27 protein-coding genes are annotated in these 25401 nt (G+C 73.7%); 18 read left to right on the forward strand and 9 right to left on the reverse strand.

Features of this window, described 5'->3' with window-relative positions:
• Positions 1-48: 48 nt before the first annotated feature.
• From mdlC to BJ961_RS20330, 3 genes are all read left to right on the forward strand, one after another.
• Positions 49-1629 carry a benzoylformate decarboxylase gene (mdlC, locus tag BJ961_RS20320; protein WP_333782091.1) on the forward strand — a complete coding sequence of 527 codons (1581 nt, stop codon included), beginning with the start codon at positions 49-51 and terminating at the stop codon, positions 1627-1629.
• Between the two features lie 83 nt (positions 1630-1712).
• A complete protein-coding gene (locus BJ961_RS20325; protein ID WP_271414212.1) occupies positions 1713-3167 on the forward strand; it encodes a benzaldehyde dehydrogenase in 1455 nt (484 codons plus the stop codon).
• A 90-nt stretch (positions 3168-3257) separates the two neighbouring features.
• Positions 3258-4520, forward strand: coding sequence for an MFS transporter (locus tag BJ961_RS20330; protein ID WP_271414213.1), 1263 nt, complete (start codon positions 3258-3260; stop codon positions 4518-4520).
• A gap of 91 nt (positions 4521-4611) precedes the next feature.
• On the opposite strand, the gene BJ961_RS20335 is transcribed toward BJ961_RS20330, so the two are convergent.
• Both BJ961_RS20335 and BJ961_RS20340 read right to left on the reverse strand, forming a co-directional pair.
• Positions 4612-5376, reverse strand: a complete 765-nt coding sequence (locus BJ961_RS20335; protein ID WP_271414214.1) for a PepSY domain-containing protein — start codon at positions 5374-5376, stop codon at positions 4612-4614.
• An 85-nt stretch (positions 5377-5461) separates the two neighbouring features.
• The gene (locus tag BJ961_RS20340; protein ID WP_271414215.1) at positions 5462-6448 is read right to left on the reverse strand and encodes a LysR family transcriptional regulator; all 987 of its coding nucleotides are present in this window, start codon (positions 6446-6448) and stop codon (positions 5462-5464) included.
• A 215-nt stretch (positions 6449-6663) separates the two neighbouring features.
• On the opposite strand from BJ961_RS20340, the gene snpA reads away from it, so the two are divergent.
• Together snpA and BJ961_RS20350 are read left to right on the forward strand one after the other, a co-directional pair.
• Positions 6664-7350, forward strand: a complete 687-nt coding sequence (snpA, locus tag BJ961_RS20345; protein WP_271414216.1) for a snapalysin — start codon at positions 6664-6666, stop codon at positions 7348-7350.
• A gap of 136 nt (positions 7351-7486) precedes the next feature.
• A complete protein-coding gene (locus BJ961_RS20350; protein WP_271414217.1) occupies positions 7487-7747 on the forward strand; it encodes a hypothetical protein in 261 nt (86 codons plus the stop codon).
• A gap of 12 nt (positions 7748-7759) precedes the next feature.
• On the opposite strand, the gene BJ961_RS20355 is transcribed toward BJ961_RS20350, so the two are convergent.
• Positions 7760-8446: an adenosylcobinamide amidohydrolase gene (locus BJ961_RS20355; RefSeq protein WP_271414218.1), complete on the reverse strand. Its 687-nt coding sequence runs from the start codon at positions 8444-8446 to the stop codon at positions 7760-7762.
• Positions 8447-8618: 172 nt separating this feature from the next.
• On the opposite strand from BJ961_RS20355, the gene BJ961_RS20360 reads away from it, so the two are divergent.
• Complete coding sequence (locus BJ961_RS20360; RefSeq protein WP_271414219.1) at positions 8619-8969, forward strand: hypothetical protein; 351 nt, start codon at positions 8619-8621, stop codon at positions 8967-8969.
• A 61-nt stretch (positions 8970-9030) separates the two neighbouring features.
• Here the strand turns inward: BJ961_RS20360 and BJ961_RS20365 are convergent, their stop codons facing one another.
• Both BJ961_RS20365 and nsrR read right to left on the reverse strand, forming a co-directional pair.
• Positions 9031-10227: a globin domain-containing protein gene (locus tag BJ961_RS20365; RefSeq protein WP_271414220.1), complete on the reverse strand. Its 1197-nt coding sequence runs from the start codon at positions 10225-10227 to the stop codon at positions 9031-9033.
• A 72-nt stretch (positions 10228-10299) separates the two neighbouring features.
• A complete protein-coding gene (nsrR, locus tag BJ961_RS20370) occupies positions 10300-10746 on the reverse strand; it encodes a nitric oxide-sensing transcriptional repressor NsrR (RefSeq protein WP_271414221.1) in 447 nt (148 codons plus the stop codon).
• 162 nt (positions 10747-10908) lie between these two features.
• Between nsrR and BJ961_RS20375 the strand changes: the two genes are divergently transcribed.
• A complete protein-coding gene (locus BJ961_RS20375) occupies positions 10909-11352 on the forward strand; it encodes a hypothetical protein (RefSeq protein ID WP_271414222.1) in 444 nt (147 codons plus the stop codon).
• 56 nt (positions 11353-11408) lie between these two features.
• Here the strand turns inward: BJ961_RS20375 and BJ961_RS20380 are convergent, their stop codons facing one another.
• Together BJ961_RS20380 and BJ961_RS20385 are read right to left on the reverse strand one after the other, a co-directional pair.
• Complete coding sequence (locus BJ961_RS20380) at positions 11409-12110, reverse strand: ABC transporter ATP-binding protein (RefSeq protein ID WP_271414223.1); 702 nt, start codon at positions 12108-12110, stop codon at positions 11409-11411.
• Entirely contained in the window at positions 12107-13195 is a 1089-nt protein-coding gene (locus BJ961_RS20385; protein ID WP_271414224.1) for an ABC transporter permease, read from the reverse strand. The genes BJ961_RS20380 and BJ961_RS20385 overlap by 4 nt, the downstream gene beginning before the upstream one ends.
• 202 nt (positions 13196-13397) lie before the next feature.
• Here BJ961_RS20385 and BJ961_RS20390 point away from each other — a divergent pair, with 202 nt between their 5' ends.
• Positions 13398-14603: a sensor histidine kinase gene (locus BJ961_RS20390; RefSeq protein ID WP_271414225.1), complete on the forward strand. Its 1206-nt coding sequence runs from the start codon at positions 13398-13400 to the stop codon at positions 14601-14603.
• On the forward strand, positions 14600-15244 hold the full coding sequence (locus BJ961_RS20395; RefSeq protein WP_271414226.1) for a response regulator: 645 nt from the start codon (positions 14600-14602) through the stop codon (positions 15242-15244). Before BJ961_RS20390 ends, BJ961_RS20395 begins: the two co-directional genes overlap by 4 nt.
• Positions 15245-15252: 8 nt before the next feature.
• On the opposite strand, the gene BJ961_RS20400 is transcribed toward BJ961_RS20395, so the two are convergent.
• On the reverse strand, positions 15253-17034 hold the full coding sequence (locus BJ961_RS20400; protein ID WP_271414227.1) for an MFS transporter: 1782 nt from the start codon (positions 17032-17034) through the stop codon (positions 15253-15255).
• Positions 17031-17504, reverse strand: coding sequence for a MarR family winged helix-turn-helix transcriptional regulator (locus BJ961_RS20405; protein WP_271414228.1), 474 nt, complete (start codon positions 17502-17504; stop codon positions 17031-17033). The genes BJ961_RS20400 and BJ961_RS20405 overlap by 4 nt, the downstream gene beginning before the upstream one ends.
• Positions 17505-17599: 95 nt before the next feature.
• Here BJ961_RS20405 and BJ961_RS20410 point away from each other — a divergent pair, with 95 nt between their 5' ends.
• The 9 genes from BJ961_RS20410 to BJ961_RS20450 all read left to right on the forward strand — a co-directional run bounded on the left by BJ961_RS20410 (position 17600) and on the right by BJ961_RS20450 (position 25389).
• A complete protein-coding gene (locus BJ961_RS20410; RefSeq protein ID WP_271414229.1) occupies positions 17600-18304 on the forward strand; it encodes a GAF and ANTAR domain-containing protein in 705 nt (234 codons plus the stop codon).
• A gap of 145 nt (positions 18305-18449) precedes the next feature.
• Positions 18450-20147, forward strand: coding sequence for an ATP-binding protein (locus BJ961_RS20415; RefSeq protein ID WP_271414230.1), 1698 nt, complete (start codon positions 18450-18452; stop codon positions 20145-20147).
• Positions 20144-20551, forward strand: coding sequence for a roadblock/LC7 domain-containing protein (locus BJ961_RS20420; RefSeq protein WP_271414231.1), 408 nt, complete (start codon positions 20144-20146; stop codon positions 20549-20551). Before BJ961_RS20415 ends, BJ961_RS20420 begins: the two co-directional genes overlap by 4 nt.
• The gene (locus BJ961_RS20425; protein WP_271414232.1) at positions 20548-20895 is read left to right on the forward strand and encodes a DUF742 domain-containing protein; all 348 of its coding nucleotides are present in this window, start codon (positions 20548-20550) and stop codon (positions 20893-20895) included. Before BJ961_RS20420 ends, BJ961_RS20425 begins: the two co-directional genes overlap by 4 nt.
• Positions 20876-21517 carry a GTP-binding protein gene (locus BJ961_RS20430; RefSeq protein WP_381160757.1) on the forward strand — a complete coding sequence of 214 codons (642 nt, stop codon included), beginning with the start codon at positions 20876-20878 and terminating at the stop codon, positions 21515-21517. The genes BJ961_RS20425 and BJ961_RS20430 overlap by 20 nt, the downstream gene beginning before the upstream one ends.
• A complete protein-coding gene (locus BJ961_RS20435) occupies positions 21514-22755 on the forward strand; it encodes a cytochrome P450 (protein WP_271414233.1) in 1242 nt (413 codons plus the stop codon). Before BJ961_RS20430 ends, BJ961_RS20435 begins: the two co-directional genes overlap by 4 nt.
• Positions 22752-23975, forward strand: a complete 1224-nt coding sequence (locus BJ961_RS20440) for a cytochrome P450 family protein (protein WP_271414234.1) — start codon at positions 22752-22754, stop codon at positions 23973-23975. Before BJ961_RS20435 ends, BJ961_RS20440 begins: the two co-directional genes overlap by 4 nt.
• A 98-nt stretch (positions 23976-24073) precedes the next feature.
• The gene (locus BJ961_RS20445; RefSeq protein WP_271414235.1) at positions 24074-24475 is read left to right on the forward strand and encodes a hypothetical protein; all 402 of its coding nucleotides are present in this window, start codon (positions 24074-24076) and stop codon (positions 24473-24475) included.
• A 110-nt stretch (positions 24476-24585) separates the two neighbouring features.
• Entirely contained in the window at positions 24586-25389 is an 804-nt protein-coding gene (locus BJ961_RS20450; protein ID WP_271414236.1) for a ribonuclease BN, read from the forward strand.
• Positions 25390-25401 lie beyond the last annotated feature (12 nt).

Below are 25401 nucleotides of genomic sequence, written 5' to 3' on the forward strand. Positions count from 1 at the left end.
TGTCGCGGGGTGCCTAGCGTGTGCCGCGTCACTTCGAAAGGAATGTCCGTGCCATCCGTGCGTCGTGTCTCCCACGATTTCCTGGAGCGCCAGGGACTCACCACCGTCTTCGGCAATCCGGGCTCCAACGAGCTGCCCTTCCTCGCCGAGCTGCCCGACGGCTTCCGCTACGTGCTCGGTCTGCATGAGGGCGCCGTCGTCGGCATGGCCGACGGGTACGCCCAGGCGACCGGCCGCCCGGTGCTGGTCAACCTGCACGCCGCCTCCGGTTCCGGCAACGCGATGGGCGCGCTGACGAACGCCGTCGCGTCCCGTACGCCGCTGGTCGTGGTGGCCGGGCAGCAGGTGCGCCCCGCCATCGGGCCCGAGGCCAACCTGGCCAGCGTCGACGCGCCGTCCCTGATGAAGCCGCTGGTCGGCTGGGCGGCGGAACCGGCGTGTGCCGCGGACGTGCCGCGGGCGCTCGCCCAGGCCGTCTTCGAGGCGCGGCTCCAGCGACGGCCGACGTATCTGTCGGTGCCGTACGACGACTGGTCGGCCGAGGTCGGCGACAACGCCCTGGCCGTGCTCGACCGGCGGGTGCTGCGGGCGTCGGTGCCGAGCGGTGAGCAGAGCCGGTGGCTCGTGGAGCGGGTCGCCTCGGCGGAGCGGCCCGTGCTGGTGCTGGGCGGCGACATCGATTCGGCCGGCCGCTTCGACGACGCCGTGCGGCTGGCCGAGCGGCTGGGCGGGCCGGTGTGGGCGGCGCCCTCGCAGTTCCGGCTGCCGTTCCCCAACCGGCATCCGCTGTTCCGGGGCGTGCTGCCCGCCGGGATCGCGCCGGTCTCCGCGGCCTTCGAGGGCCATGACCTGGTGCTCGTGCTGGGTGCGCCGGTCTTCCGCTACCACGAGCACCTGCCCGGCCGGTACCTGCCCGAGGGCGCCCGGCTGATCCAGGTGACCGAGGACGCCTCGGCCGCGGCGCGGGCGCCGATGGGTGAGGCGCTGGTCGCGGATCCGGGTGCCGTCATCGACGTACTCCTCGGCTCGCTCGACGCAGCCGGTGCGCCCGCGGGGGCCTACCGGCCGGTGCCCGAGCCGCTGACCGCCGAGGGGCCGGGTCTGCACCCAGAGCAGGTCTTCGCCGCGCTGCGCGACGAGATGCCCGAGGACACCGCGTACGTCGTGGAGTCGACGTCGACCAACGCGGCGTGGTGGCGCCAGACAGACCTGCGCCGCCAGGGCTCCTACTACTTCCCGGCGGCCGGGGGGCTCGGTTTCGGCCTGCCCGGCGCGGTCGGGGTGGCGATGGCGCAGCCCGGCCGCCCGGTGGTCGGCGTGATCGGGGACGGCTCGGCCAACTACGGCATCACCGCGCTGTGGACGGCCGCGCAGCACCGGGTCCCGCTGACCGTCGTCCTGCTGCGCAACGGCACGTACGGGGCGCTGCGCTGGTTCGGCGGGCTGCTCGGGGTGCCGGACGCGCCCGGCCTGGACATCCCGGGGCTCGACTTCACCCGCATCGCGGAGGGCTACGGCGTCCGGGCCCAGCACGTCGGCGGGGTGGCGGAGCTGCGCGCCGCGCTCGCCGAGCGGCCGGACCACCCGCGGCTGATCCAGGTGGACACGGCTCTCACCACCCCTTCCTGAACCGGCTCGCACCCGACCGAAGACTCCGACCGAAGATCCCGACCGAAGATCCCGAACCGAAGATCCCGACGAGAGGGAAGACGATGACACTCCTGGACAGCGCCGTCTGGGGCGGGAAGTTCCACAGCGACGGCTGGCAGGACTCCCCCGCCGGGCAGCCGGTGACCGAGCCCGCCACCGGCGACCGGCTCGGCACGGTGGGCCTGGCCACCGCCGAGGACGTGAACCGCGCCGCCGCCCGGGCCGCCGAGGCCCAGCGCGGGTGGGCGGCCACCTCGCCGCAGCAGCGGGCCGCCGTGCTGCGACGCGCGGGTGAGCTGTTCACCGAGCACGCCGCCGAGATCGAGGACTGGCTGGTGCGCGAGGCCGGTTCGGTGCGGTCCAAGGCGGGCTTCGAGGCGGGGCTGGCGATCGGCGAGTGCTTCGAGTGCGCCGGGCTGCCGACGCACCCGCAGGGCGAGGTGCTCACCTCTCAGGACGCGCGCTGGTCGCTCGCCCGGCGCCGCCCCGCCGGGGTCGTCAGCGTGATCGCGCCCTTCAACTTCCCGCTCGTCCTCGGCCTGCGCTCCGTGGCCCCCGCGCTGGCGCTCGGCAACGCCGTGCTGCTGAAGCCGGACCCGCGCACCGCGGTGAGCGGCGGTGTCGTCATCGCCCGGATCTTCGAGGAGGCCGGGCTCCCGGCCGGTGTCCTGCACCTGCTGCCCGGCGACGGCGAGGTCGGCCGGGCGGTCGTGGAGGCGCCCGAGGTCCGGGTGATCTCGTTCACCGGTTCCACGCCGGTCGGGCGGGCGATCGGCGAGCAGGCCGGGCGGCTGCTGAAGCGGGCGCACCTGGAGCTGGGCGGCAACAACGCGCTCGTCGTACTGCCCGGCGCGGACGTGGCGAAGGCGGCCTCGGCGGGCGCGTTCGGCTCGTACCTGCACCAGGGGCAGATCTGCATGACGACCGGCCGGCACATCGTGCACGAGTCGCTGGTGGAGGAGTACACCGCCGCGCTCGCCGCGAAGGCCGAGGCGCTGCCGGTGGGCGACCCCGCGCGGGAGGACGTGGCGCTGGGGCCGATCATCGACCGGCGGCAGCTGGAGCGGGTGCACGGCATCGTCACCGACAGCGTCGCGGCGGGCGCCAAGGTCGCCGCGGGCGGCGAGATCGACGGCGCCGGTTACCGCGCCACCGTGCTGACCGGCCTGACGACGGAGATGCCGGCCTGGCGCGAGGAGATCTTCGGCCCGGTCGCGCCCGTGATCTCCTTCTCCACCACGGAGGAGGCCGCACGGATCGTCAACGACTGCGAGTACGGGCTGTCGGTCGGCATCCTCGGCGACGTCGGTACGGCGATGAAGCTCGCCGACCGGATCGACTCCGGCAAGGTGCACATCAACGAGCAGACGGTCAGCGACGAGCCCAACGCCCCCTTCGGCGGGGTCAAGGCGTCCGGCACCGGCTCCCGGTTCGGCGGGGCCGCGGCCAACCTCGAGGCGTTCACCGAGACGCAGTGGCTCACGGTCCGCCCGGACATCGCCGACTACCCGTTCTGATCCCCCCGGTCACTCGCACCGGCCCCTTCCGGCCGCCCCGGCCGTTCCCGGCTCCGCTCGCTCACACCCGTCCCCCGGGGGGAGATCATCATGGCTTCCACCACCACGTCCGGCACGCCCGCGCGGACCGGCCGCGCCGCCGGCGGCACCTGGACGGTGATCCTGTGCTGGATCACCGTCCTGCTCGAGGGCTACGACCTCGTCGTCCTCGGCGCCATCATCCCCACCCTGCTCAAGACCCACCATCTCGGCATGACCGCGGGCGACGCGACCACCATCGCGACGCTCTCGCTCGTGGGCGTCGCCATCGGCGCGGTCTGCGTCGGCCCGCTGGCCGACCGGCTGGGCCGGCGCCGCCTGCTCATCGGCTCGGTCGTGCTCTTCTCGGTCCTCACGATCGTGGTGCCGCTGGCGAACTCCGTCGCGATGTTCGCCGCGCTGCGCCTGCTCGCCGGCCTGGGCCTGGGTGCCTGCATGCCGGTCTCGCTCACGATGATGGCCGAGCACATGCCGGCCGGCCGCCGGGCGCGGGCCAGCACCCTGACCATGACCGGCTACCACACGGGTGCGGTGATCACGTCGCTGCTGGCCCTCCGGGTGAGCGACAACTGGGAGGTCCTCTTCTACCTGCTCGGCGTCGTCGGCCTGGGGATCGCCGCGATCCAGTGGTTCAAGCTGCCGGAGTCGGAGGCCTTCGAGCGGGCCAGGCAGGACGGGGCGCGGCGGGTGCCGTTCACCGAGCTGCTGAAGCCGGCGTACCTGCGTGCGGGCATCGGCATCTGGGTCGCGTCGTTCATGGGCCTGCTGCTGGTCTACGGCCTCAACACCTGGCTGCCGAAGCTGATGAACGACGCCGGCTACCCCGTGCCGACGGCGGTCACCCAGCTCCTCGTGCTGAACATCGGCGGCGTCGTCGGCCTGGTCCTCGGCGGCTGGGTCGCCGACCGGCGCGGCATCAAGGGCACCACCATGGTCTGGTTCGCGGTCTCGGTGCTGATGCTGGGGTGTCTGAGCATCAGGATGGAGAGCGACCTGCTGCTCAACGTGGTCGTGTTCTTCACCGGCGTGTTCGTCTTCTCGGCCATGGTGCTGGTCTACGCGTACGTGACGCACTTCTACCCGGCGTCCGTGCGGAGCACCGCGCTCGGTTCGGCGTCCGGGATCGGCCGGATCGGCTCGATCGTGGGCCCGTCGATCACCGGCGCGCTGGTCGCCTCGGGGGTAGGCCACCCCTGGGGCTTCTACTTCTTCGCCGCGGTGGCGGTCCTCGGCTTCCTGGCCGTACTGACGCTGCCGCGCGGCACCGGCAGCGATCCCGCTCCGACCGCGACGCCGGCCGCGCCCGCCGGGTGAGGTCCTGAGGGCACGAAGAACGGGAGCAGTGGGCCGGGCGGCCCGCTGCTCCCGTCGCTGTCCGTGGATGGGTGTCTCAGTCCTGGGTGTCTCAGTCCTTGTCGACCTTCTGGCTCAGCACCTTGCCGTTGGCCGCGTCGACGACGACGGAGGTCTTGTCCCAGTTGTCCTTGTTGACGACGTCGACGTCCCAGACGACCTGCTGGCTGTCGTTCTCGTCGAGTTCGACCTTGGTGACCGTGCCCTTGGCCTTGGCGGTGGCCGCCTTGACCGCCTGCTGCGGCGTCTGCTTGGCCTTGCCCAGCCAGTCGGCGACCTGCGTCTTGTCGTCGGCGCTCTGGTCCGGGTCGACCTGGGTGCGGAAGACCTTGCCGTTCGCCGCGTCGATGTCGACCCGGTGCAGGGTGCCGTCGGACACGGCGACCTTCGCCTCCCACATGGGGGCGCCCTGGCTCGGGGCCGGGTTCGGCATGCTCGGGCTCGGCGAGCCGGTCGGCGACGCCGTGGCGTCGGCGTCGGTGCGCTTGAGTTCGAGGTCCACGAGCTTGCTGTCGGGGACCTCCTTGACGGCGGTGTCGACCGCCTTGTCCCAGGTGACCTTCGTCGCCGTGACGAGGTCCTTGCGCTCGGTCTTGTCCTCGTTCATCGAGGCCGACGGAGAGCCGGAGGAGTTGGAGGGGGACGCGGACATGGAATCGGAGGCGGACGCGGAGGGGGACTCGGTCTGAGCCGCCTCCGCGACGCTGGAACGGGTCGTGTCGGCGTTCGTGCAGGCCGTCAGCAGCAGCGCGGAGGCGCCCAGGGCAGCCATCACGGCAAGCGAACGCACCGAAGGGAGTCGTCGTGCAGAGCTCATGATGCTGTCCGTAACCGTTCCGTCACGCAGACACACCGACCCAGTATGAAAATCACTCCAATGGCCGGGGGCTGGTCCGGACCACTCAGTGGGCCCGTACGAACCCCACCCGTTCGGCCCCCGCGGCGGCCGGCGGGCAGCGGAGCGGCGCCGTCTTCCCGACGCCTTCCAGCCACTCCCGGTAGGCGGTGGACTGGCGGGCCACCTCCCAGTAAGCCTCCTCCAGCGCCGGGAAGACGGCGTCCAGCTCGGCCCGGGTGCGGGCGGCCAGCAGCAGGCGTACGCCGAGGGGGTCGCCGGACAGCCGCCGTACCGCCATGTCGGGGCGGGACTGGGAGCTGGGCTGGCAGACGGTGACGACCTCGCCGGTGGCGACGAGGGACGCGGCCGTGTGGTAGTCGCCGTGCAGCACCCGGGGGTTGAGGCCGACGGCGCGCAGCATGCGGTGCACACCGTCCCACTCGCCGTCGACGGTGGGGTCGACCATCCAGCGGTCGTCGGCCAGGTCGGCGAGCCGGACGACGGGCCGACCGGCCGCGGGGTGGTCGGCGGGCAGCATGACGAACTGCGGTTCGCGCTCCACCAGAACCGTCAGCCGCAGCCCGTCGGGGAGGTGCAGCGCACTGCCCTCGACCTCGTGCACGAAGGCGACGTCGAGCTGGCCGTCGGCGACCCGGCGCAGCAGCGCGTTGGCGGAGACGTCCATCTGCAGGGTCGGCTCCAGGCCCGGCCGTCGCAGCCGGCGCAGCCAGCCGGCCAGGGCGCGGCTGGCCGTGGAGCCGACCCGCAGCCTGCTGTCGCCGCCCGCCGCTGCGGCGCGGGCCTCGCGGACCAGGGTGCTCATGTCGGCCAGCAGCGGCCGGGCCCGGCCGAGCACGGTGCGGCCGAGCGGGGTGGGGCGGCAGCCGGTACGCTCCCGGACGAACAGCGGGCCGCCCAGGGCCTGTTCGATGCGAACCAACTGGGTGCTCAACGTAGGCTGGGCGACCCCCAGTTGGCGTGCCGCCCGGTGCAGGCTGCCGGCGTCGGCGATGGCGCACAGTGCGCGTAGGTGCCTCACCTCGAGCTCCATGCAGGGAGCGTAGGGCCGAACAGTTGGTTGCGCCAGGTGAACAAAACACGGCGGATCAGGGCGAGTTCTGCACTCCGGTCGAAGCCGCACCGGGTGTCCGGGGAGCGGGTGATAGCCCGGTCCTATCACCTGTTGCCATCATCACAGCGGGCTCACAAGCGCTCCACACTCACCGGTGACGACTTCTCCCCACTCCCCCACTCAAGGAGTCATCGATGCGTATCAGCCTGCCCCTGCTGTCCACCGCGGTCGGTCTGGGCCTGACGGCCGCCGTGCTCGCCGCCCCGGCCGCGACGGTCGCCGCGCCCCAGGCCCCGGCCCAGGTCGCCCACGTGGGCTACGAGCCCTCGGCCGGCGCCGGCGAGGACGCCGCGGCCAACCGGGCGTTCTTCGAGGCGGTCGTCAAGTCGGTCGCCGAGAAGCGCGCCGCCAACCCGTCGGCGTCGGCCGCCGCGGCCGTCACCGTCTACTACAGCGCCGCCAACGCGCCCAGCTTCCGGTCGCAGATATCCCGCTCCGCCCAGATCTGGAACAGCTCGGTGGCCAACGTACGGCTCGCCGAGTCGGGTTCCGGCGCGGACTTCTCCTACTACGAGGGCAACGACTCGCGTGGTTCGTACGCCTCCACGGACGGGCACGGCAGAGGCTACGTCTTCCTCGACTACCGGCAGAACCAGCAGTACGACTCGACCCGTGTGACCGCCCACGAGACCGGGCACGTGCTGGGCCTGCCCGACCACTACTCCGGACCGTGCAGCGAGCTGATGTCGGGCGGCGGCCCCGGCCCGTCCTGCACCAACCCCTACCCCAACTCCAACGAGCGCGGCCGGGTCAACCAGCTGTGGGCCTACGGCTTCCAGGCCGCCCTCGACAAGGCGCTGGAGAAGACCTCGCAGCGCTGACGTCCCGAACCCGACACCCGTGTGGGCGGCCCGTGCGGGCCGCCCGCACGCACCTGCGGTCCTCGTCCCCTGCTTGTCCAACCTCCTGGCGGGTACCCGGAGTTCACTTTCAGGTGACGTCCCGAAGGAGCGCGACGTGGAGGATCGGAAGGCAGTCGCCGACAGCGGTCTCGGTGATCTGGAGCCGGGCACGCGGCAGCGCGCCCTGTTGCGCGGCCGCGTCGCCGACATCGCGTGGACCGCGTTGTGCGTGGTGCTCGCACTGTGGGCCGTGTGGAGCGCCGTCGATCTCGCGCGGGGCGCGACGGCGTGGGCGTACTGCGCCGTGGCCTGGGTGCTGCTCGCCGTGGCGCTGACCCTGCGGTGGCGGGCGGCCCGGCGCCGGACCTCCTTGTAGCGGGCCGCGGGCTCACCGGGCGGCGGGCAGCGCGGCTCCCACGGCCCGGTGGACGGCCCGCGCGAGCCGGGCGCCCCACTCGGAACGCGGGTCGGCGAAGGCGTGCTCGCCGACGCCGTCACCGGTGGTGCGGGCGGCGACGCACACCGCGTCGGTGGGGGTGCCGGAGCAGTCGAGACCGGCGTCGAGGAGCGCCTGGACCTTGGCCTCGGTCGCCGTCATCACCGCGTTGACCAGGGCGGCGTCGCTCAGTGCGACGGGCAGCGCGGCGACGACGTTGATGGTGCCGGGCGGGGCGGCCCCGGCCGCACCCTCCGCGGGCACGGCCGCCCAGCCGCGTACCGAGATGCCGGCGGTGACCACGGCCTCCGCCCCGCCGTCCCGTGCCCGGCCGAAGGCGGACACGTCGGCGGCCGTCATCAGGCCCACCCCCGGCCCGCGCGCTCCGGCCGCGCGGGCCAGGTCGGCCAGGTGCCGCGCGGGGTCGGTGCGCCGGTAGCCGTGGGCGACCTGGGCGTTGAGCACCCAGGCGCGTTCGGCGAGCCCGCCGCCCAGGACGGCGCTGCTGACCATCCGCCAGCCGGGCCCCGGCCGCCACAGCAGGGCGTGCAGCCGTTCACCGTCCTCCGTCCGCGTCAGACGCTCCAGGTCCAGCAGGGGGGCGGCGTCGGTGCGGGGCGGCGGCAGGAGGGCGGACACGGGTCGGGGCTCCCGGGCGATCGACGGAGACGGAGGCGGACCGGACGATCGTACTCACCGGCCGCGGCCCGCCGGCGGGCCGCCCGGTCGGTCGCGGAGCGCATTGCGCACCCGGGACCGGGCACCTCTACTGAACACAACTTCGCCACCAGGCGACGGATCGGAGGCCGCGATGCTGTCCCACACCCTGGAGCATGGTGTCCTGGTCATCACGGTGGACCAGGACCCGGGAATCGACGGGCGGGCCACGCTGACCACGCACATCACCAACCTGGTCGACGCCCATCAGCCGACCCCCGTCGTCATCGTCCTGGCCGAGCGGGCGAACGGCCACGCCGCGGTCAGTGCCGTGCTCCGGGCGCATCAGTGGTGCGGGCGGCTCGGCGTCCTGATGTGCGTCGTGACCCACAGCGCGCCGGTCAGGCGGCTGCTGGAGAACAACGCCGACACCTCGGGCACGCGCCTGGTCGTGCACGCCCGCGTCGACACCGCCATCAGCACCGCGTTCACCGCGGCGGCCTAACGCCGGTACGGGAGTTCCGCGGCGGCCGGGTGCCCTCCCCCGGGCGCTCGGCCGCGGGCGGTCACTGCTGTCCGAGCCAGAGGTCGGGGCCGAAGACCTCGTAGTGGATGGCCTCGGCGGACACTCCGCGGCGCAGCAGGTCGCCGCGCAGGGCGCGCATGAAGGGCACCGGGCCGCACAGGTAGACCGTGAGGTCCTCGGGCAGGTCGAGGCCGCCGAGGTCCGCCCGGCCGGTCGACGCCTCGGGCGCCTGGTCGCCGGGCTCCTCGTACCACAGGTGGAGCCGGGCGTCGGGCAGCGCGCGTATCAGGTCGAGGTGCTCCTGGCGGTGGGCGTGGTGGGCGGGGGTGCGGTCGGCGTGGACGACGGTCACCGGGCGGGTCGCGCCGGCGGCGGCCAGGTGGTCGAGCATGGCCATCATGGGGGTGACGCCGATCCCGGCGGAGGCCAGCAGCAGCGGGCCGTCGCCCTCCGCGAGGGTCAGGTCGCCGAAGGGCGCGGACACGGTGAGCACGTCGCCCTCACGGGTCCCGGAGTGCACCCAGGACGAGACCTCGCCGTCCGGCCGGCCCTCGCCCTGGACGCGCTTGACGGTGATGCGCCGGTCGGAGCGGCCGGGCGCGGCGGACAGGCTGTACTGGCGGATCTGCCGGGAGCCGTCGGGCAGTTCGGACCGGACGCTGACGTACTGGCCGGGACGGAACGGTGCCGCGGGGCGGTCGTCGGCCGGGCGCAGTACGAGGGAGACCGCGTCGGCGCCCTCCTCGCGCCGTTCGACGACCTTCATGGGGCGCCACACGTCGCCCTCCGCGACGCCCGTCTGCGCGTAGAGGCGGGCCTCGACGGCCATGAGCGCGTTGGCCATCAGCCAGTAGACCTCGTCCCAGGCCTCGGCGACCTCGGGGGTGACGGCGTCGCCGAGCACCTCAGCGATGGCGGCGAAGAGATGCCGATGGACGATCTTGTACTGGTCGGAGGTGATGCCGAGGGAGGCGTGCTTGTGCGCGATCCGGGACAGCATCACGTCGGCGCGGGCGTCGGGGTGCTCCAGCAGCATGCCGGCGAACGCGGCTATGGAGCCCGCCAGGGCCCGCTGCTGCTCGCCGTTGGCCTGGTTCCCGCGGTTGAACAGGTCGCGCAGCAGCTCGGGGTGGGCCTCGAACAGCTTGCGGTAGAACAGGTCGGCGATGTCGCCGATGGCCGCTCCGACGGCGGGGAGGGTGGCTCGGACCACGGGAACGGACTGTTCGGAGAGCACAGCGACTCCTTAATTGGTAAGTGATATTCGTGTTTTAGGTCACGGCTCGACGGCCTCCCGGACCGCCACCCCTCATCCGGAGGGGCGGTCCGTCAGGCCGATCAGGACCGGGCCGGTCGGTGAGGCCACCAGGTCGGTGACGGTCAGCGGGTCGAGTGCGGCGTAGAACGCCTCCTGGGCGCCGCGGAGCGCACCGCGCAACCGGCAGGCGCCGCGCAGTGGGCAGGGGTTGTCGCCCTCGCAGTCGACCACTTCCGCGTCGCCCTCGAGTTCGCGCACCAGCCAGCCCACCGAGGCACTGCGCCCCAGGTCGGTCAGGATCAGTCCGCCGCCGCGACCGCGCCGCGCCTCCACCACGCCGAGGTGGCGCAGCCGGGTGATGGCCTTCGCCGCGTGCGTGTACGGCACCCCGACGACCTCGGCCACCTCGCGGGTGGCCAGTGGTTCGTCGCCGTCTCTCACGACCGCCAGGCGCATGACGGAACGCAGCGCCAGGTCGGTGAACTTCGTCAGCCGCACATCCAGGACGCTATCAAATACGCATGCTAGGTTCGTCTTTACCCCCGGTACCGGCCCTGTGGAGTGGGTCACCCGGCCGGAGGCTCCGGGGGGCGGGCCGCTCGACAGGGCGGGGCCCGGGGACGGTTGGACACGGCGGGACACGCGGAACGGCGGCATCTGATGGCAGCGCGAGGCAGCGGCTCCTCCGGCACGGCGGCGGGACCTCCCCTGCCCCGGGTCCTGTGCGACACCGCGGCGCTCGCGTCGCCGGGCGGCGACGGGGCGGCCGGTGCCCTGTGGAAGCTGGCGGAGGCCGGGCGGCAGCTCGACGCCAACGTCGTCCGGCTCCCCGCCGGGGGGCGGGTGGGCACGCACACCGAGCCGGACCTCGACGTCCTGCTGCTCGTGCTCGAGGGCGCGGCCCGCCTCGACTGCGCCGACGGCGAGCATCCCCTGCGCGCGGGGCTCCTGACCTGGCTGCCGCACGGCTCGGCCCGGGCCGTGCTCGCCGGGCCGGAGGGAGTCACGTATCTGACCGTGCACCGGCGCCGCCCCGGTATGCGCGTCCAGCCGCCGGAGGCCGCCGACCGGCTGCGGCCGGACATCGGCCGGGACGACGGCTGAGACGACGGCCGAGGCGGCGGCCGGGACCGCGGGCCGGGACGACGCCGGCGCGGCGGTCAGTGCGTGGTGGGCGCGTGCGTGGTGGGCGCGTGCGCGCTCAGGCGGCCGTCGATCACTTCGGTGACCCGGTCGGCCGCGGCCAGTTGGGCGCGGTCGTGGGTGACCAGCACCGTGGCGGTGCCCCGCTCCCGGGTGAGGCGGGTGATCAGGGCGACGACGGCGGCTCCCCGCTCGTGGTCGAGGGCGCTGGTGGGCTCGTCGACGAGCAGCACACCGGGGTCGTTCATCAGGGCGCGGGCGATGTTGACCCGCTGGCGCTGGCCCCCGGAGAGCTGGTGGGGCCGCCGGTCGGCGCGGTCCGCGAGGCCGACCGCGGCGAGGAGGTCGAGGGCCCGGCCCCGGGCGGCGCGCGGCCTGCGGCCGTCGAGGTGGGCCATCACCTGGAGCTGCTCGGCCGCGGTGAGCGACGGCAGCAGGTTGGGCTGCTGGAAGACGATCCCGATCCGGTGCCGGCGCAGGTCGGCCAGCTCCCCGCGGCTCATCCCGGTGGTGTCGGTGCCGTCGACGGTGACCGTGCCGGAGTCGGGGGTGATCAGGGTGGCGGCGACGGCCAGCAGGCTGGACTTGCCCGAGCCGGAGGGGCCGACGACCGCGGTCAGGCCGCCCTCGGGGACGTCCAGGGTGACGCGGTCGAGGGCGGTCAGACGACCGTCGCCGTCGGGGTAGGTCAGGGTGACGTCGGTCAGGTTCAGGCTCATCGGGCGCTCCCCAGGGCGGTCAGCGGGTCCACGGAGGTGATGCGGCGTACGGCGAGGCCCGCCCCGAGCCCGCCGAGGACCACCATCACGGCGGCGGGGACGAGGACGGTGGCGGGCGTGAGGACGAAGGGGACGGCCGAGCCGGAGACCGCGGCGCCGATCGCGGCGGCGAGGGCGGTGCCGAGGAGGGTGCCGCCCACCAGCAGGACGACGGCCTGCCCGAGCGCGTCGCGCAGCAGGGCGCCGGTGGTGGCGCCCAGCGCCTTGAGCACGGCGATGTCGCCGCCGCGCTGGATCGTCCACACGGTGAAGAAGGCGCCGACGACCAGGGCGGAGATGGCGAACAGGAAGCCGCGCATCAGTTGCAGCGAGCCGTTCTCGGAGGTGTAGGAGCCGATCGCGGAGAGCGACGCGTCCTTCGTCACGGTCTCGGTGCCGGCCGCCCGGTCCGTCGCCGCGATGTCGGCGCCCGAGCCGGTGTCCAGGGCGATCACGGTGGCGACGGGGCGTTCGGCTCCGGCGGTGGGCGGGGCGACCGCCTGCCAGGTGCGCAGGCTCGTCCAGACCACCGGGGTGTGGCTGTAGGAGACGTCCCGGTCGGTGGTGGCGACGGTCAGCGGCCGGCCGGCGAGGGTGACGGTGTCCCCCGCGCCGACGCCGAGCTCGTCGGCCACGGGGCGCGGCAGCACCGCCGTACGGTCGTCGAGCCGCACCCCGTCCGGTGCGAGGTGCGAGCCGGGCCGGACTCCGAAGACGGACACCCCGGTGGCGCGCTCGCCGGCACCGGCCCTGGTGGTGGTGATGCCCAGGGGCTCGGCGCCGCGGACGCCGGGCGCTCGCTCCCACTGGCGCCACTGGGCCTCGGTGACGGTGGAGTCCGCGTACGACAGGTCCTGGCCGCCGCTCGGCGCGGCGAAGGCGATGCGACCCGCGGGCAGGGACGTGACGGCGGAGACGTTCTCCCGGGCCAGGCCCGCGGTCAGCCCGGACAACAGCCCGACCAGCAGGGTGATCAGTACGACGACGCCGCCCATCAGGGCGAACCGCCCCTTGGCGAACGTCAGGTCTCTCAAGGCGACAAACACGTCTTCGCCCGGCCTTTCGACAACGGTGGGAGGGTGCCGCGGCACCGGTGGTCACGGCGATCGCCGTGTGCTCCACCCTCCCCGCCCCCCGGCCCGGTCGGCATCGCTCCTGGGCGGGGACTTCGCGGGCCGCAGGGTACGGTCCCGCTTGCACCTTTCGACAGATGCCCGGCCCCGGCGCGGTCCGTAGGCTGGGACGATCGTGAACGCTCTGACTCCCACCACCCGGGCCCTGACCTGGAGCCTGCACCTGCTCGTGGCCGGGCTGCTCGCACTGGCCGCGGTGCGTGCGGTGACGGACGACCGGCCGCAGGCGCCCGCCGTGTTCGCCGTGGCCGCGGCGGTGGGCGCGGTGTACGCCGTGGGTCCCGCGCTTCCCGCCGTCCGCGCCTCCCGCCGCGCCGCCGCGCTGTGGCTGGGCGCGGTCGGCGCGGTGTGGCTCGTGCTGCTCGCGCTGTCGGCCGAGGGGGTCTGGCTGGCGTTCCCGCTCTACTTCGTCCAGCTCCATCTGCTCTCCCGCCGCGCCGGGCTGTTCGCGGTGGCCGGTACGGCGGTCGCGGCCATCGCGGCGTTCTCCGTCCACCAGGGGACGTTCACGGTGGCGACCGCGATCGGTCCGGCGCTGGGTGCGGCCGTCGCCGTGGCGGTGGTGTGGGGCTACCAGGCGCTGTACCGGGAGAGCGAGCGGCGGCGCCGGCTCATCGAGGAGCTGACCGCCACCCGCGCCGACCTGGCCGACGCGCAGCGGACCGCCGGGGTGCTTCAGGAGCGCCAGCGGCTCGCCCGGGAGATCCACGACACGCTGGCCCAGGGGCTGTCCAGCATCCAGTTGCTGCTGCGGGCCGCCGAGCGGGCGCTGCCCGACCGGCCGGGGCCCGCGACCACGTACGTGGGCCAGGCCCGGCAGACGGCGATGGACAATCTCGCCGAGGCCCGCCGGTTCGTCGCCGCCCTGTCCCCGCCGGCGCTGGACGACACCTCCCTCGCCAACGCGCTGGAGAGGCTGTGCGCCACCACCGGCGAGCGGCACGGGATCGACGTCCGCTTCCGCCTCGCCGGGCGGCCCCGCCCCCTGTCCACCGCGCGGGAGGTCGCCCTGCTGCGCGTCGCCCAGTCCGCGCTGGCCAACACGGTCGCCCACGCCCGCGCCGGGCACGCCGAGGTGGCCCTGGCCTACGAGGACGACGCCGTCGTGCTGGACGTCATCGACGACGGGACGGGCTTCGACCCCGACGCGGTGTCCTCGCCGGGGCCGGGGGGCGGGGGCTTCGGGCTGACCGCGATGCGGGCCCGCGTGCACGACCTGGACGGTTCGCTCGCCGTCGAGTCCGCCCCCGGTCGCGGCACCGCGCTCGTCGCGCGCGTCCCGCTGCCGCCCGCCACCGACGATCCCGAGGCCCAGCCGTGACCGAGTCCGATCCCACGCCGATCCGCCTGCTGCTCGCCGACGACCACCCCGTGGTCCGCGCGGGGCTGCGCGCGGTGCTGGAGACCGAGGAGGGCATCACCGTGGCCGCCGAGGCCGCGACCGCCGAGGAGGCCGTCGAGCGTGCGGTGCGCGGCGACATCGACGTCGTCCTGATGGACCTGCAGTTCGGCCGGGGCATGAACGGCGCCCAGGCCACGGCCGCGATCACCGCACGGCCGGGTGCGCCGCGCGTGCTGATCGTCACGACGTACGACACCGACGCCGACACGCTGCCCGCGATCGAGGCGGGTGCCACCGGCTACCTCCTCAAGGACGCCCCGCCCGAGGACCTGGCCGCCGCCGTGCGCACCGCCGCGGCGGGCCGGACCGCCCTCGCGCCGACGGTCGCGGACCGGCTGATGACGCGCCTGCGTGAGCCGCGCACCTCGCTGACCCGCCGCGAGACGGAGGTGCTCGCGCTGGTCGCCGAGGGCCTGTCCAACCAGCACATCGGCGAGCGGCTGCACCTGACCGAGGGCACGGTCAAGTCCCACCTGGCCCGTGTCTACGCCAAGCTGGACGTGGACTCGCGCACCGCCGCGGTCGCCACCGCCACCGCCCTCGGTCTCATCCGGCGCTGAACCTGCCCTCAGCCGGCCTCGGCGCGCAGTTCGGCCAGGGCCCGCGCGGTGAGGGGGCGCGGCTCCTCACCGGGGTCGACGAGGACGACGGTGCAGGTGGCGGCGTGGGTGAGGGCGCTGGTGAAGCTGCCGTCGGCGAACTGGATCAGCGGGCCGCGGGGCGAGCGGCCCACGGCGACCGTGCGGGCCCCCACCTCGGCGGCGTGCCGGGCCAGGGCGCGGCCCGCCGCGGCGTGGTCGCCGACGCCGGTGAGGATCTGGCCGGTGGCGGTGACGCCGAGGGCCGCGAGCCGGTCGAGGTGCGCGGTGACGGCGGCCTCGGCCTCCGCGCCGGTCTCGGTGTCGACGGCCTGTTCCTCGACGACGGCGGTCTGCCGCACATGGACGACCTCGAGCGGGCTGCCGGTGTCGCGGGCGAGTCGGGCCGCGCCGTCGACCACGGCGGCCGCCTCGTCATGGGCGCCGACGGCGACGACGACGGGCCGCGGGCCGGCCGGGGCCGGACCGGCGGTGCCGACCGGTGTCAGCGACGGGGACACGGGTGCGGCCTCCCCGGTGCCGGTCTCCGCCTCGCGGAGCAGCCGGTGTCCGCCGGCCAGCACCGGGACGGCCAGGACGAAGGTGGCCGCGCCGAGGTAGAACGGGACGCTCAGGTCGGTGGCGTCGGCGAGCTTCCCGGCGACGTAGGGGGCGAGTCCGCCGCCGATGAAGCGCAGGAAGCCGTACGCGGAGGAGGCCACGGGGCGCTCGACCGGCGAGACCAGCATGACGGCCTGGGTGGTGAGGGTGTTGTTGATGCCGATGAAGGCGCCGCTGACGATGACCGCGACCACGACGGTCGTGGGACTGTCCACGCCGGCGGCTATGACGGCCATGACGATGCCGAGTCCGAGCAGGTTGGCGTACAGGACGGGCGCGGTGCCGAAGCGGGCCTGGAGGCGCGGGGCGAAGAAGACGCTGAAGGCGGCCACCAGCAGCCCCCAGGCGGTGAAGACCAGGCCGAGCCGGTGGGCGTCCAGCTCCATGGGGTAGGGGGCGTAGCCGAGCATGGTGAAGAAGCCCCAGTTGTACAGCAGGGCCATGATGCCCATGGTGAGCAGGCCGCGGTGGCGCAGTGCCTTGAGCGGGGCCAGCGGCGAGGTGACCCGAGCGGGCCTGGGCAGGTCGGGGACGAGGGCGATGGTGGCGATGAGGGCGACGGCCATCAGGACGGCGACGCCGAAGAAGGGGCCGCGCCAGCTGATGGCGCCGAGTTCGCCGCCGAGCAGGGGGCCGACGGCGATGCCGAGGCCGAGGGCGGTCTCGTAGAGGATGATCGCGCCGCCGAAGCCGCCGCTCGCGGAGGCCACGATGACCGCGAGGGAGGTGGCGATGAACAGGGCGTTGCCCAGTCCCCAGCCGGCGCGGAAGCCGACGATGCCGTTGATCGAGTCGGTGGTGCCGGCCAGCGCGGCGAAGACCACGATGATCGCCAGGCCGGTGACCAGGGTGCGCTTGGCGCCGATGCGGCTGGAGACCCAGCCGACGATCAGCATGGCGACGGCGGTGACGATCAGGTAGCTGCTGAACAGCAGGGATACCTGGCTGGGGGTGGCGTGGAGGCTGTCGGCCAGCGCCGGCAGGATCGGGTCGACCAGGCCGATGCCCATGAACGAGATGACGCAGGCGAAGGCGACCGCCCAGACCGCCTTGGGCTGCCGGAACGGGCCGGCGGCCTTGCCGTCCGGTGTGCCCTTCGCCTGCGCCGGACCGCTTGCCGGGGCCTGGTCCTGTCCTTGCGATGCACTCATGCGCGGTGTTCCTCCGAGGTGTCCTGGCGGTTGTCGATGACCCGGGCCAGGGCCAGCAGCGCGGTGGTGGTGGCCTGCCGCTCCGGTCCGGTCATGTCCTCCATGAGCTGCTGGAGGGCCCCGGCCCGCTCGGCGCGTCGCCGGGCGAGGACCTCCAGTCCGGTCGTGGTCACCGCCACGAGTACGCCGCGGCCGTCGCTGGCGTCGGCGGTGCGCCGGGCCAGGTCCGCGCGCTCCAGGCGGGTGACGAGCTGGGTCATGTTCGGCTGGGAGACGCCCTCGGCCCTGGCCAGTTCGGTCAGCCGCTGGGGGCCCTCGCGGCTCAGCCTGGCCAGCGCCGAGGAGGCGGCGGTGCTCAGTCCGCCGGTCCGGGCGCTGTGGCGCACGTACCGGATCATCTGCTCCACGGCGATGATCAGGTCGTCCGGGGCCGGGTTCCGAGCCGGTGTGTCCATAAGCGCATGATGCATTTAGGTGTAGCGTGAAACAAGATGGTCCGTCAGCCGTCCCCCGTTCCGTCCGGCCGTCCCTGGGAACTCCTCCCGGGAGCGAGGGAGGAGACGCAATGGACGACTGGCGCGGGTTCGCACAGCAGATGGCTTCGTTGGCCCGCGATCTGCTGGCCCAGGAATCGCTGAACGACACTCTCGAACGGATCACCACGGCGGCCACGGAACTGGTGGCGGACTGCGACGCCGCCGGAATCCTCGTCCTGCGCGGCAACCGCGTGCAGTCCCTCGCCCCCACCCACCAGGTGGTCGTCGACAGCGACGAACTCCAGGGGCGCGTCGGTGAGGGCCCGTGCTTCGACGCCGCCCGCACCTCCGCGGGGGAGCGGCAGTTCCGGATCGCCGACTTCACCGACGAGGCCGAGCGCTGGCCGAAGTACGTCCCCGAGGCACGCAAGCTGCACCTCGGCAGCATGATGGGTTTCCTGCTGTTCACCGAGGACGAGGATCTCGGCGCGCTGAACCTCTACTCCTATCGTCCCGGCGCGTTCACGGACACCGACGAGACGGCCGGCTGGCTGCTGGCCTCCCACGCGGCGGTCGCCTTCTCCAGTGCCCGTACGCACGCCCAGATGCAGGAGGCCATCGGCACCCGGCACACCATCGGGGAGGCCATGGGCATCCTCATGGGCAGGCACCGCCTCACCGAGGACCAGGCCTTCGCCGCACTGCGCCGGTACTCGCAGGACCACAACGTCAAGCTCCGCGAGGTGGCGGCACAGGTCTGCGCACGGGGCGGCCTGCCCCGAGCGGGCGAGTGAACAAGATTTGAACGAGTTCCTCTCGTTTCGATCACGAACTCTCGTATAGTGATCGCCAGTTGAGTGCCGTGTGACGCCCTCTGCTCGCACGCGCCCCGTTGGACGACACGAGGGCCGCCCCGGCGGCCTGGCGAGGACCCGATTGATGACCGCCCCCGCCCGCCCCGGCGACCGATCCGCCCCCCGCTCCCTCGCAGCAGTGGCCCTTCCGTGCGCCGTCGTGGCGGCGCTCGCCGTCGGCGGCGCCGTCGCCGCCGCGCCGTCCTCGGTGCGCCTGCCGCTCGGGCTGTGCGCGAGTGCCGCGGCGATCCTGCTCTGCGCGGCCGTGACGGTGGCCGTGCACTCCGTCCGTACCGTGCGGGCCACCCGCAGGCTGCTGGAGGCGGCCCGCACGGACGCGGACGGTCTCGCCAGGGAACGGGGACGGCTCGCCGAGCGGGCCCGGCAGGAGCAGCAGCGCCTCCAGGCGGAGGCGGACGCCGAACGGTCCCGGGTCGCGGCGGAGGCGGAGCGCGAAGTGGCCGCGGCCGTCGCCGCGTTCGCACGCGAACGGGAGCAACTCGCCGCAGGTCTCGAGCAGGAGCGGGCCCGGGCCGCCGAGTCGCGGGCCGAGGAGGCCGCGCGGCTCACCGACGAGACCGCCCGGCTGCGCGTCCGGCTCGAGAAGGCCACCGCCGAGCGTGCCGCCGCCGTCTCCGCGACCGCCAACGCTGCCGGGCGGATGCAGGCGCTGGCCACCGGTATGCTCGCCGACCTGCGCGCCATGGAGGAACGGCACAACGACGAGGACGTCCTCGCCGACCTGCTCCACCTCGACCACCGCACCGCGCAGGCTGGCCGGCTCGCCGACTCCGTCGCCGTCCTCACCGGTGCCCGGTCCGGCCGACGTTGGGCACGTCCCATCGGCATGGAGTCCATCCTGCGCGGCGCCATGGGACGGATCGCGGGCTACCAACGGGTGCGGGTGCACTCCGCCAGCGACACCGCGGTCGCCGGGCACGCCGCCGAGGGCGTCATGCACGCTCTGGCCGAACTCCTCGACAACGCGGCGAACTTCTCCCCGCCGACCGCCGAGGTCCACGTGTACGTGGAGGAGGTGCCGGCCGGGGTCATCGTGTCCGTGGAGGACAGCGGGCTGGTGATGGGCGAGGTGCAGTTGCGCCGGGCCCAGCAGGCGGTGGCCGGTGAGACGGCCGGCCTCGGCGGCCTCACCGGCACGCGGCTCGGTCTCGCGGTGGTGGGGCGGCTGTCGGCCAAGTACGGGTTGAAGGTGTCCTTCCGGCCGTCCGCGCGCGGTGGCACGGGCGTACTGATGCTCGTCCCCCAGGACCTCCTGAGCGGCCCCGCCGCCCCCCGGGCATCGGTTCCCGCGCTCTCCGCGGCCCCGGACGGACCGCCCCGCACCCCGGCGGCGCCGGCCGCCGAACCTGCACCCGCCCCCGTCCCCGCGGACTTCGAGCCGCTGCCCGTCCACGACCTCGCGGACCGGGAGCGGACCGGGGATCCGGACCGGCCCGCCGCGCCGGACGAGCCGTCCACGGAGCTGCCCAAGCGCCGTCGCGGCCGCACCCTCGCCGCCGCCGAACGCGCCCGTGCCGCCACCCGGGCGGACGCCGAGCCGCGCACCACGTCGCCCGCCGACGACGCGAAGGCGCGCGCGGCCCGCTTCAGCAGCTTCCGCCAGGCCGTGCGGACCACCACGGGTACCGGCACCACCCCGGGCGCCGGTCCCGCCCCGGACGGTGCCCCGCGGACGGAACCCGCCGCCCCCGAACCGGCCGAGACGGCCGCCGACCACCCGTCCCACTCATCCGCGCACCCGGAAGGCGACACCACCTCATGACCGGCTCGACCACCGCCGACGAGAAGCTCACCTGGCTCATCCAGGGCCTCCTGGAGCGCACTCCGGGCGCGCGGCACGCGCTCGTCCTCTCCCGTGACGGACTCAAGCTGTGCCGCACCCCCGAACTCTCCGTCGACCAGGCCGACCAACTGGCCGCCATCTCCGCCGGCATCCAGTCGCTGTCCCACGGCGCCTCCGCGGAGTTCGGCGACGGCAGTGGCGGGGTGCGCTCGGCGATGACGGAGTTCTACGGCGGGATCCTGTTCATCGTGGAGGCCGGTGACGGCGCCCACCTGGCCGTGGTCACCTCGGAGGACGCGGACGCCGGGCTCGTCGGGCACAACATGAGCGAACTCATCGAGCAACTCGGCGAGCACCTCACCGCGCGGCCGCGCACGTCATGAGCCGCCCCGGCAGGGACGACGCGCCCGACCGTCTGTACACCGTCACCCAGGGACGCAGCGGTTCGGGCCCCGACAACCCCTTCGACCTGGTCACCCTCGTGGTCGCCGAGTGCGAGCCGACGCCCGGCATGCAGTCGGAGCACACGGCGATCCTGAGGCTGACCGAGGCCCCCACGGCCGTGGTGGAGATCGCCGCCGAACTGCGGCTTCCGGTGAGCATCACCAAGATCCTGCTCGCCGATCTGCACGCCGCCGGACGGGTGAGCGCACGCCACCCGTACACCGCGGCCGTTCCCGATCCCGACATCCTGGAGCAGGTGCTCGTTGGACTCCGCAATCTCTGACGCCGGTACCCCGCAGCGCGCCCCGGCGCGCACCCCGCTGGGCGCGTCCGCCGAAAACGGTCTGAAGATCGTGGTCGTGGGCGGGTTCGGCGTCGGCAAGACGACCCTGGTCCGCTCGGTCAGCGAGATCCGCCCCCTCAACACCGAGGAGACGATGACGCAGGCCGGTGAGGCGGTCGACGACATCAGCGAGGTGCGCGGCAAGACCGCGACGACCGTCGCCTTCGACTTCGGCCGCATCAGCCTCGACGCGCGCAATGTGCTGTACCTGTTCGGCGCACCCGGCCAGGAGCGGTTCTGGTTCCTGTGGGACCGGCTGTTCTCGGGCACGCTCGGCGCGGTGGTCCTGGTCGACACCCGGCGCATCGACGACTCCTGGTACGCCATCGACCGCCTGGAACACCACGGCACGCCGTTCATCGTGGCCTGCAACGACTTCGGCGGCCCCGGGCACCCGCCCGAGGCGGTCCGCGAGGCCCTCGACCTGGATCCGCGGGTGCCGCTGGTGTCCTGCGACGCCAGGTCCCGCGAGTCCAGCAAGCAGGTACTGATCGCACTGGTCGAACACCTGCGCACCCGCTGGGCCGACCACGCCGCCACGCCCCGACAGGAGTTCGTGTGAGCACCGACGCCCGCGACGTCCAGGACGCCGTCCCGCTCGGCGGCCCCCGCTTCCAGACCGAACCCGCCCTGCTCTACCGGCAGATGCGGCGCGAGCACGGCGCCGTCACCCCGGTGGTGCTGGACGGCGACGTACCGGCCTGGCTGGTGCTCGGGTACCGCGAGCTGCACCAGGTGACCGGCGACCCGGTGCTCTTCAGCCGGGACTCGGACCTGTGGAACCAGTGGGAGAACATCCCCGACGACTGGCCGCTGCTGCCGATGATCGGCCGCGGGCAGCCGTCGATCCTGTACACGGTCGGCGAGCGGCACCGCGAGCGCGCCGCCATGATCAGTGACGCGCTGGAGGCCGTCGACCCGCACACCCTGCGCGGCCACGCCGAACGCTTCGCCGACGAACTCGTGGACCGGCTGTGCGCGAAGGGCGAGGCCGACCTCGTCGGCGACTACGCGATGCTGCTGCCGGTGCGGGTGCTGGCCCGCCTGTACGGCTTCTCCGACGAGCAGGGTCCGGCCCTGGTCACCGCGCTGAACGACATGATCGACGGCAGGGAGCGGGCCATCGCCGGCCAGGCGCACCTCGGCACGTCGATGGCGCGGCTGCTGGCCGACCGGAAGGCGGTGCCCGCCGACGACGTCGCCTCCCGGATGCTGGCGGACGAGAGCGGCTTCACCGAGGAGGAGGTCGCCCAGGACCTGATGGTGATGCTGGCCGCGGGCCACCAGCCGACGGCGGACTGGATCGGCAACTCGCTGCGCCTGATGCTGACCGACGACCGCTTCGCCGCCTCGCTCTTCGGTGGCCGCAACAGTGTCGCCGAGGCCATGAACGAGGTGCTGTGGGAGGACACGCCGACACAGAACGTGGCCGGCCGCTGGGCCTCGCGCGACACCCAGCTCGGCGGGCGCCGCATCCGCGCCGGCGACCTGGTGCTGCTCGGACTGCAGGGCGCCAACTCCGACCCGCAGGTGCGCACCGACGGTTCCGCGCTGACCGGCGGCAACAACGCGCACTTCTCCTTCGGCCACGGCGAGCACCGCTGCCCGTTCCCCGCGCAGGAGGTCGCCGAGGTGATCGCGCGCACCGGCATCGAGGTCGTCCTGGACCGGCTGCCGGACATCGACCTGGCGGTGCCCGCCGGGTCCCTCACCCGTCGCCCCTCGCCCTGGCTGCGGGGGCTGACCGAGTTGCCCGTGCGGTTCACCCCGACCACTGCCCTGGGAGGCACGTCAGCATGACGACCGGCACCGAAGAAGCCCGGATCCCGCTGGACCCGTTCGTCACCGACCTGGACGGCGAGGGCGCCCGGCTGCGCGCGGCCGGACCGCTCGCCGCCGTGGAACTGCCGGGCGGCGTGCCCGTCTGGGCGGTCACGCACCACGCGGAGGCCAAGGCCCTGCTCACGGACCCCCGGCTGGTCAAGGACATCAACGTGTGGGGCGCCTGGCGGCGCGGTGAGATTCCCGCGGACTGGCCGCTGATCGGGCTGGCCAACCCCGGCCGCTCGATGCTCACCGTGGACGGCGCCGAGCACCGCAGGCTGCGCACCCTCGTGGCGCAGGCGCTCACGGTGCGCCGGGTGGAGCACATGCGCGGGCGCATCACCGAGCTGACCGACCGGCTGCTCGACGAGTTGCCCGCGGACGGCGGCGTCGTCGACCTCAAGGCGGCCTTCGCGTATCCGCTGCCGATGTACGTCATCGCCGACCTGATGGGCATCGAGGAGGTGCGGCTGCCGCGGCTGAAGGTGCTGTTCGAGAAGTTCTTCTCGACGCAGACACCGCCCGAGGAGGTCGTGGCGACCCTCACCGAGCTGGCCTCGATCATGGGCGACACGGTCGCCGCGAAACGCGCCGCGCCGGGCGACGACCTGACGAGCGCGCTGATCCAGGCGTCCGAGAACGGCGACCACCTCACCGACGCGGAGATCGTCTCGACCCTCCAGCTGATGGTGGCCGCCGGTCACGAGACGACGATCTCGCTCATCGTCAACGCCGTCGTCAACCTGTCCGCCCATCCCGAGCAGCGGGACCTGGTGCTGGCAGGCAAGGCCGAGTGGTCCGCGGTGGTCGAGGAGACGCTGCGCTTCTCGACGCCCACCTCGCACGTGCTGATCCGGTTCGCGACCGAGGACGTCCCGGTCGGCGACCGGGTGATACCGGCCGGGGACGCGCTGATCGTGTCGTACGGCGCGCTGGGCCGCGACGAGCGGGCGCACGGTCCGACGGCGGACGGGTTCGACATCACCCGCGCCTCCGGGAACCGGCACATCTCCTTCGGCCACGGTCCGCACGTCTGCCCCGGCGCGGCCCTGTCGCGGATGGAGGCCGGCGTGGCGCTCCCGGCCCTGTACGCCCGTTTCCCGCACCTGGACCTGGCGGTGCCGGCCGCTGAGCTGCGCAACAAGCCGGTGGTCACGCAGAACGACCTGTTCGAGCTGCCGGTCAGGCTGGCCTGACCCGGTCCGGCCTCGGCCGGGCCCCTCACCCGCGGGGCGTTTGCTTCCCGCCCCGCGGGTAACTCCGGCATTCCGGACGCCGATCCCCGGGAGTCGCCATGTGGAAGCGCAAAGGCAGAAAGGGCCGTCGGACCGCCAAGCCGGTCCCCGTGGAGCTGTGCGACCTGTGCGCCAGGGTCTTTCCCGAGGACGAGTCCGTGAGCGGCTACGTGCCGGACTCCTCCGCGGTGCACACCAGCAACGAGTGGTTCGACGGGCTGCGGCTCATCACCACGTGCTCGGACGACCACTTCGACGTGATCAAGGCGGGGTACGCCGACCGGCCCTTCGTGGACGAGGAGCTGTGGGCGGCGAAGCTGACCCGCGCGCTGACCACCGGCCCGCCGGCCCTCTCCATGGACCAGCTCGGCTGCCGGACGGGCCTCCAGGACGCCCAGATCCGCGCCGCCATCGCCTGGCACAACGAGCGGATGCGAGAGCAGCAGCGCTCGGACCCCTGAGTCCCGGCCCGTGAGCGGGCCGTCCGGGTGGACCGACGTTTGTCCGGGCGCCGGCCGGGTCACTCAGTCTCCCGTCGGCGAGCCATCGAAGGGACGCCCGAGGAGCACTCGTGAACCGGTTGTGGCGGCCGTTCCACCGTGTGTGGGACCGGTTGGCGGCGTCCGCCCTCGTCCGGCGCGGCCGGGACCTGGAGCTGATGCACCGGGCCATGGGATTCGCCACACTCGCCCTGGTCACGCTCGCACCGCTGCTGATCGTGGTGGCCGCCGCCGACCCGCTGGGACGCGGCGGCTTCGCGTCCTGGCTGGCCGACGGCATGGGGCTGTCCGGCCGGTCGGCCCGCGTGCTGACGGACATCGTCAGTCCCCCGACCAAGGTCGTCGGCACGACGAGCGTGTGGGGCGGCATCCTGCTCGCCGTGTTCGGCGTGTCCTTCGCGGCCAGCGTCCAGAACGGCTACGAGCGCATCTGGGAACTGCCGTCCGGCCCGTGGCACCGCATCTGGCGCCAGATGACCTGGGTGGCCCTGCTGACCGTCTACCTCTACCAGGAGGTGCAGACGCGGACCGCGCTGCACGGGTCGGCCAGGATCGTGCTGTCCACCGCCAGCGGCATGCTGTTCTTCTGGTGGGGCCAGCACTTCCTGCTGGGCGGCCAGGTCCGCTGGCGCGACCTGCTGCCGGGGGCGTTCGCCACGATGGTGGGCCTGATCGGCCTGCGCGGCTTCTCGTACCTCTTCTTCACGCCGCTCATCCTCGACAACGCGTTCAGCTACGGCACGGTCGGCATCGTGCTGGTGGTGGAGTCCTGGCTGATCGGGGTCGGGTTCGTCGTCTTCGGCGGCGCCATGGTCGGGCACTGGTTCTGCGAGCACCACTGGTGGACCAGGAACGTCGACCGGGAGCCGGACTGACCCGGGGTACCC

The organism is Streptomyces lienomycini, from assembly GCF_027947595.1.
GTDB lineage: Bacteria > Actinomycetota > Actinomycetes > Streptomycetales > Streptomycetaceae > Streptomyces > Streptomyces lienomycini.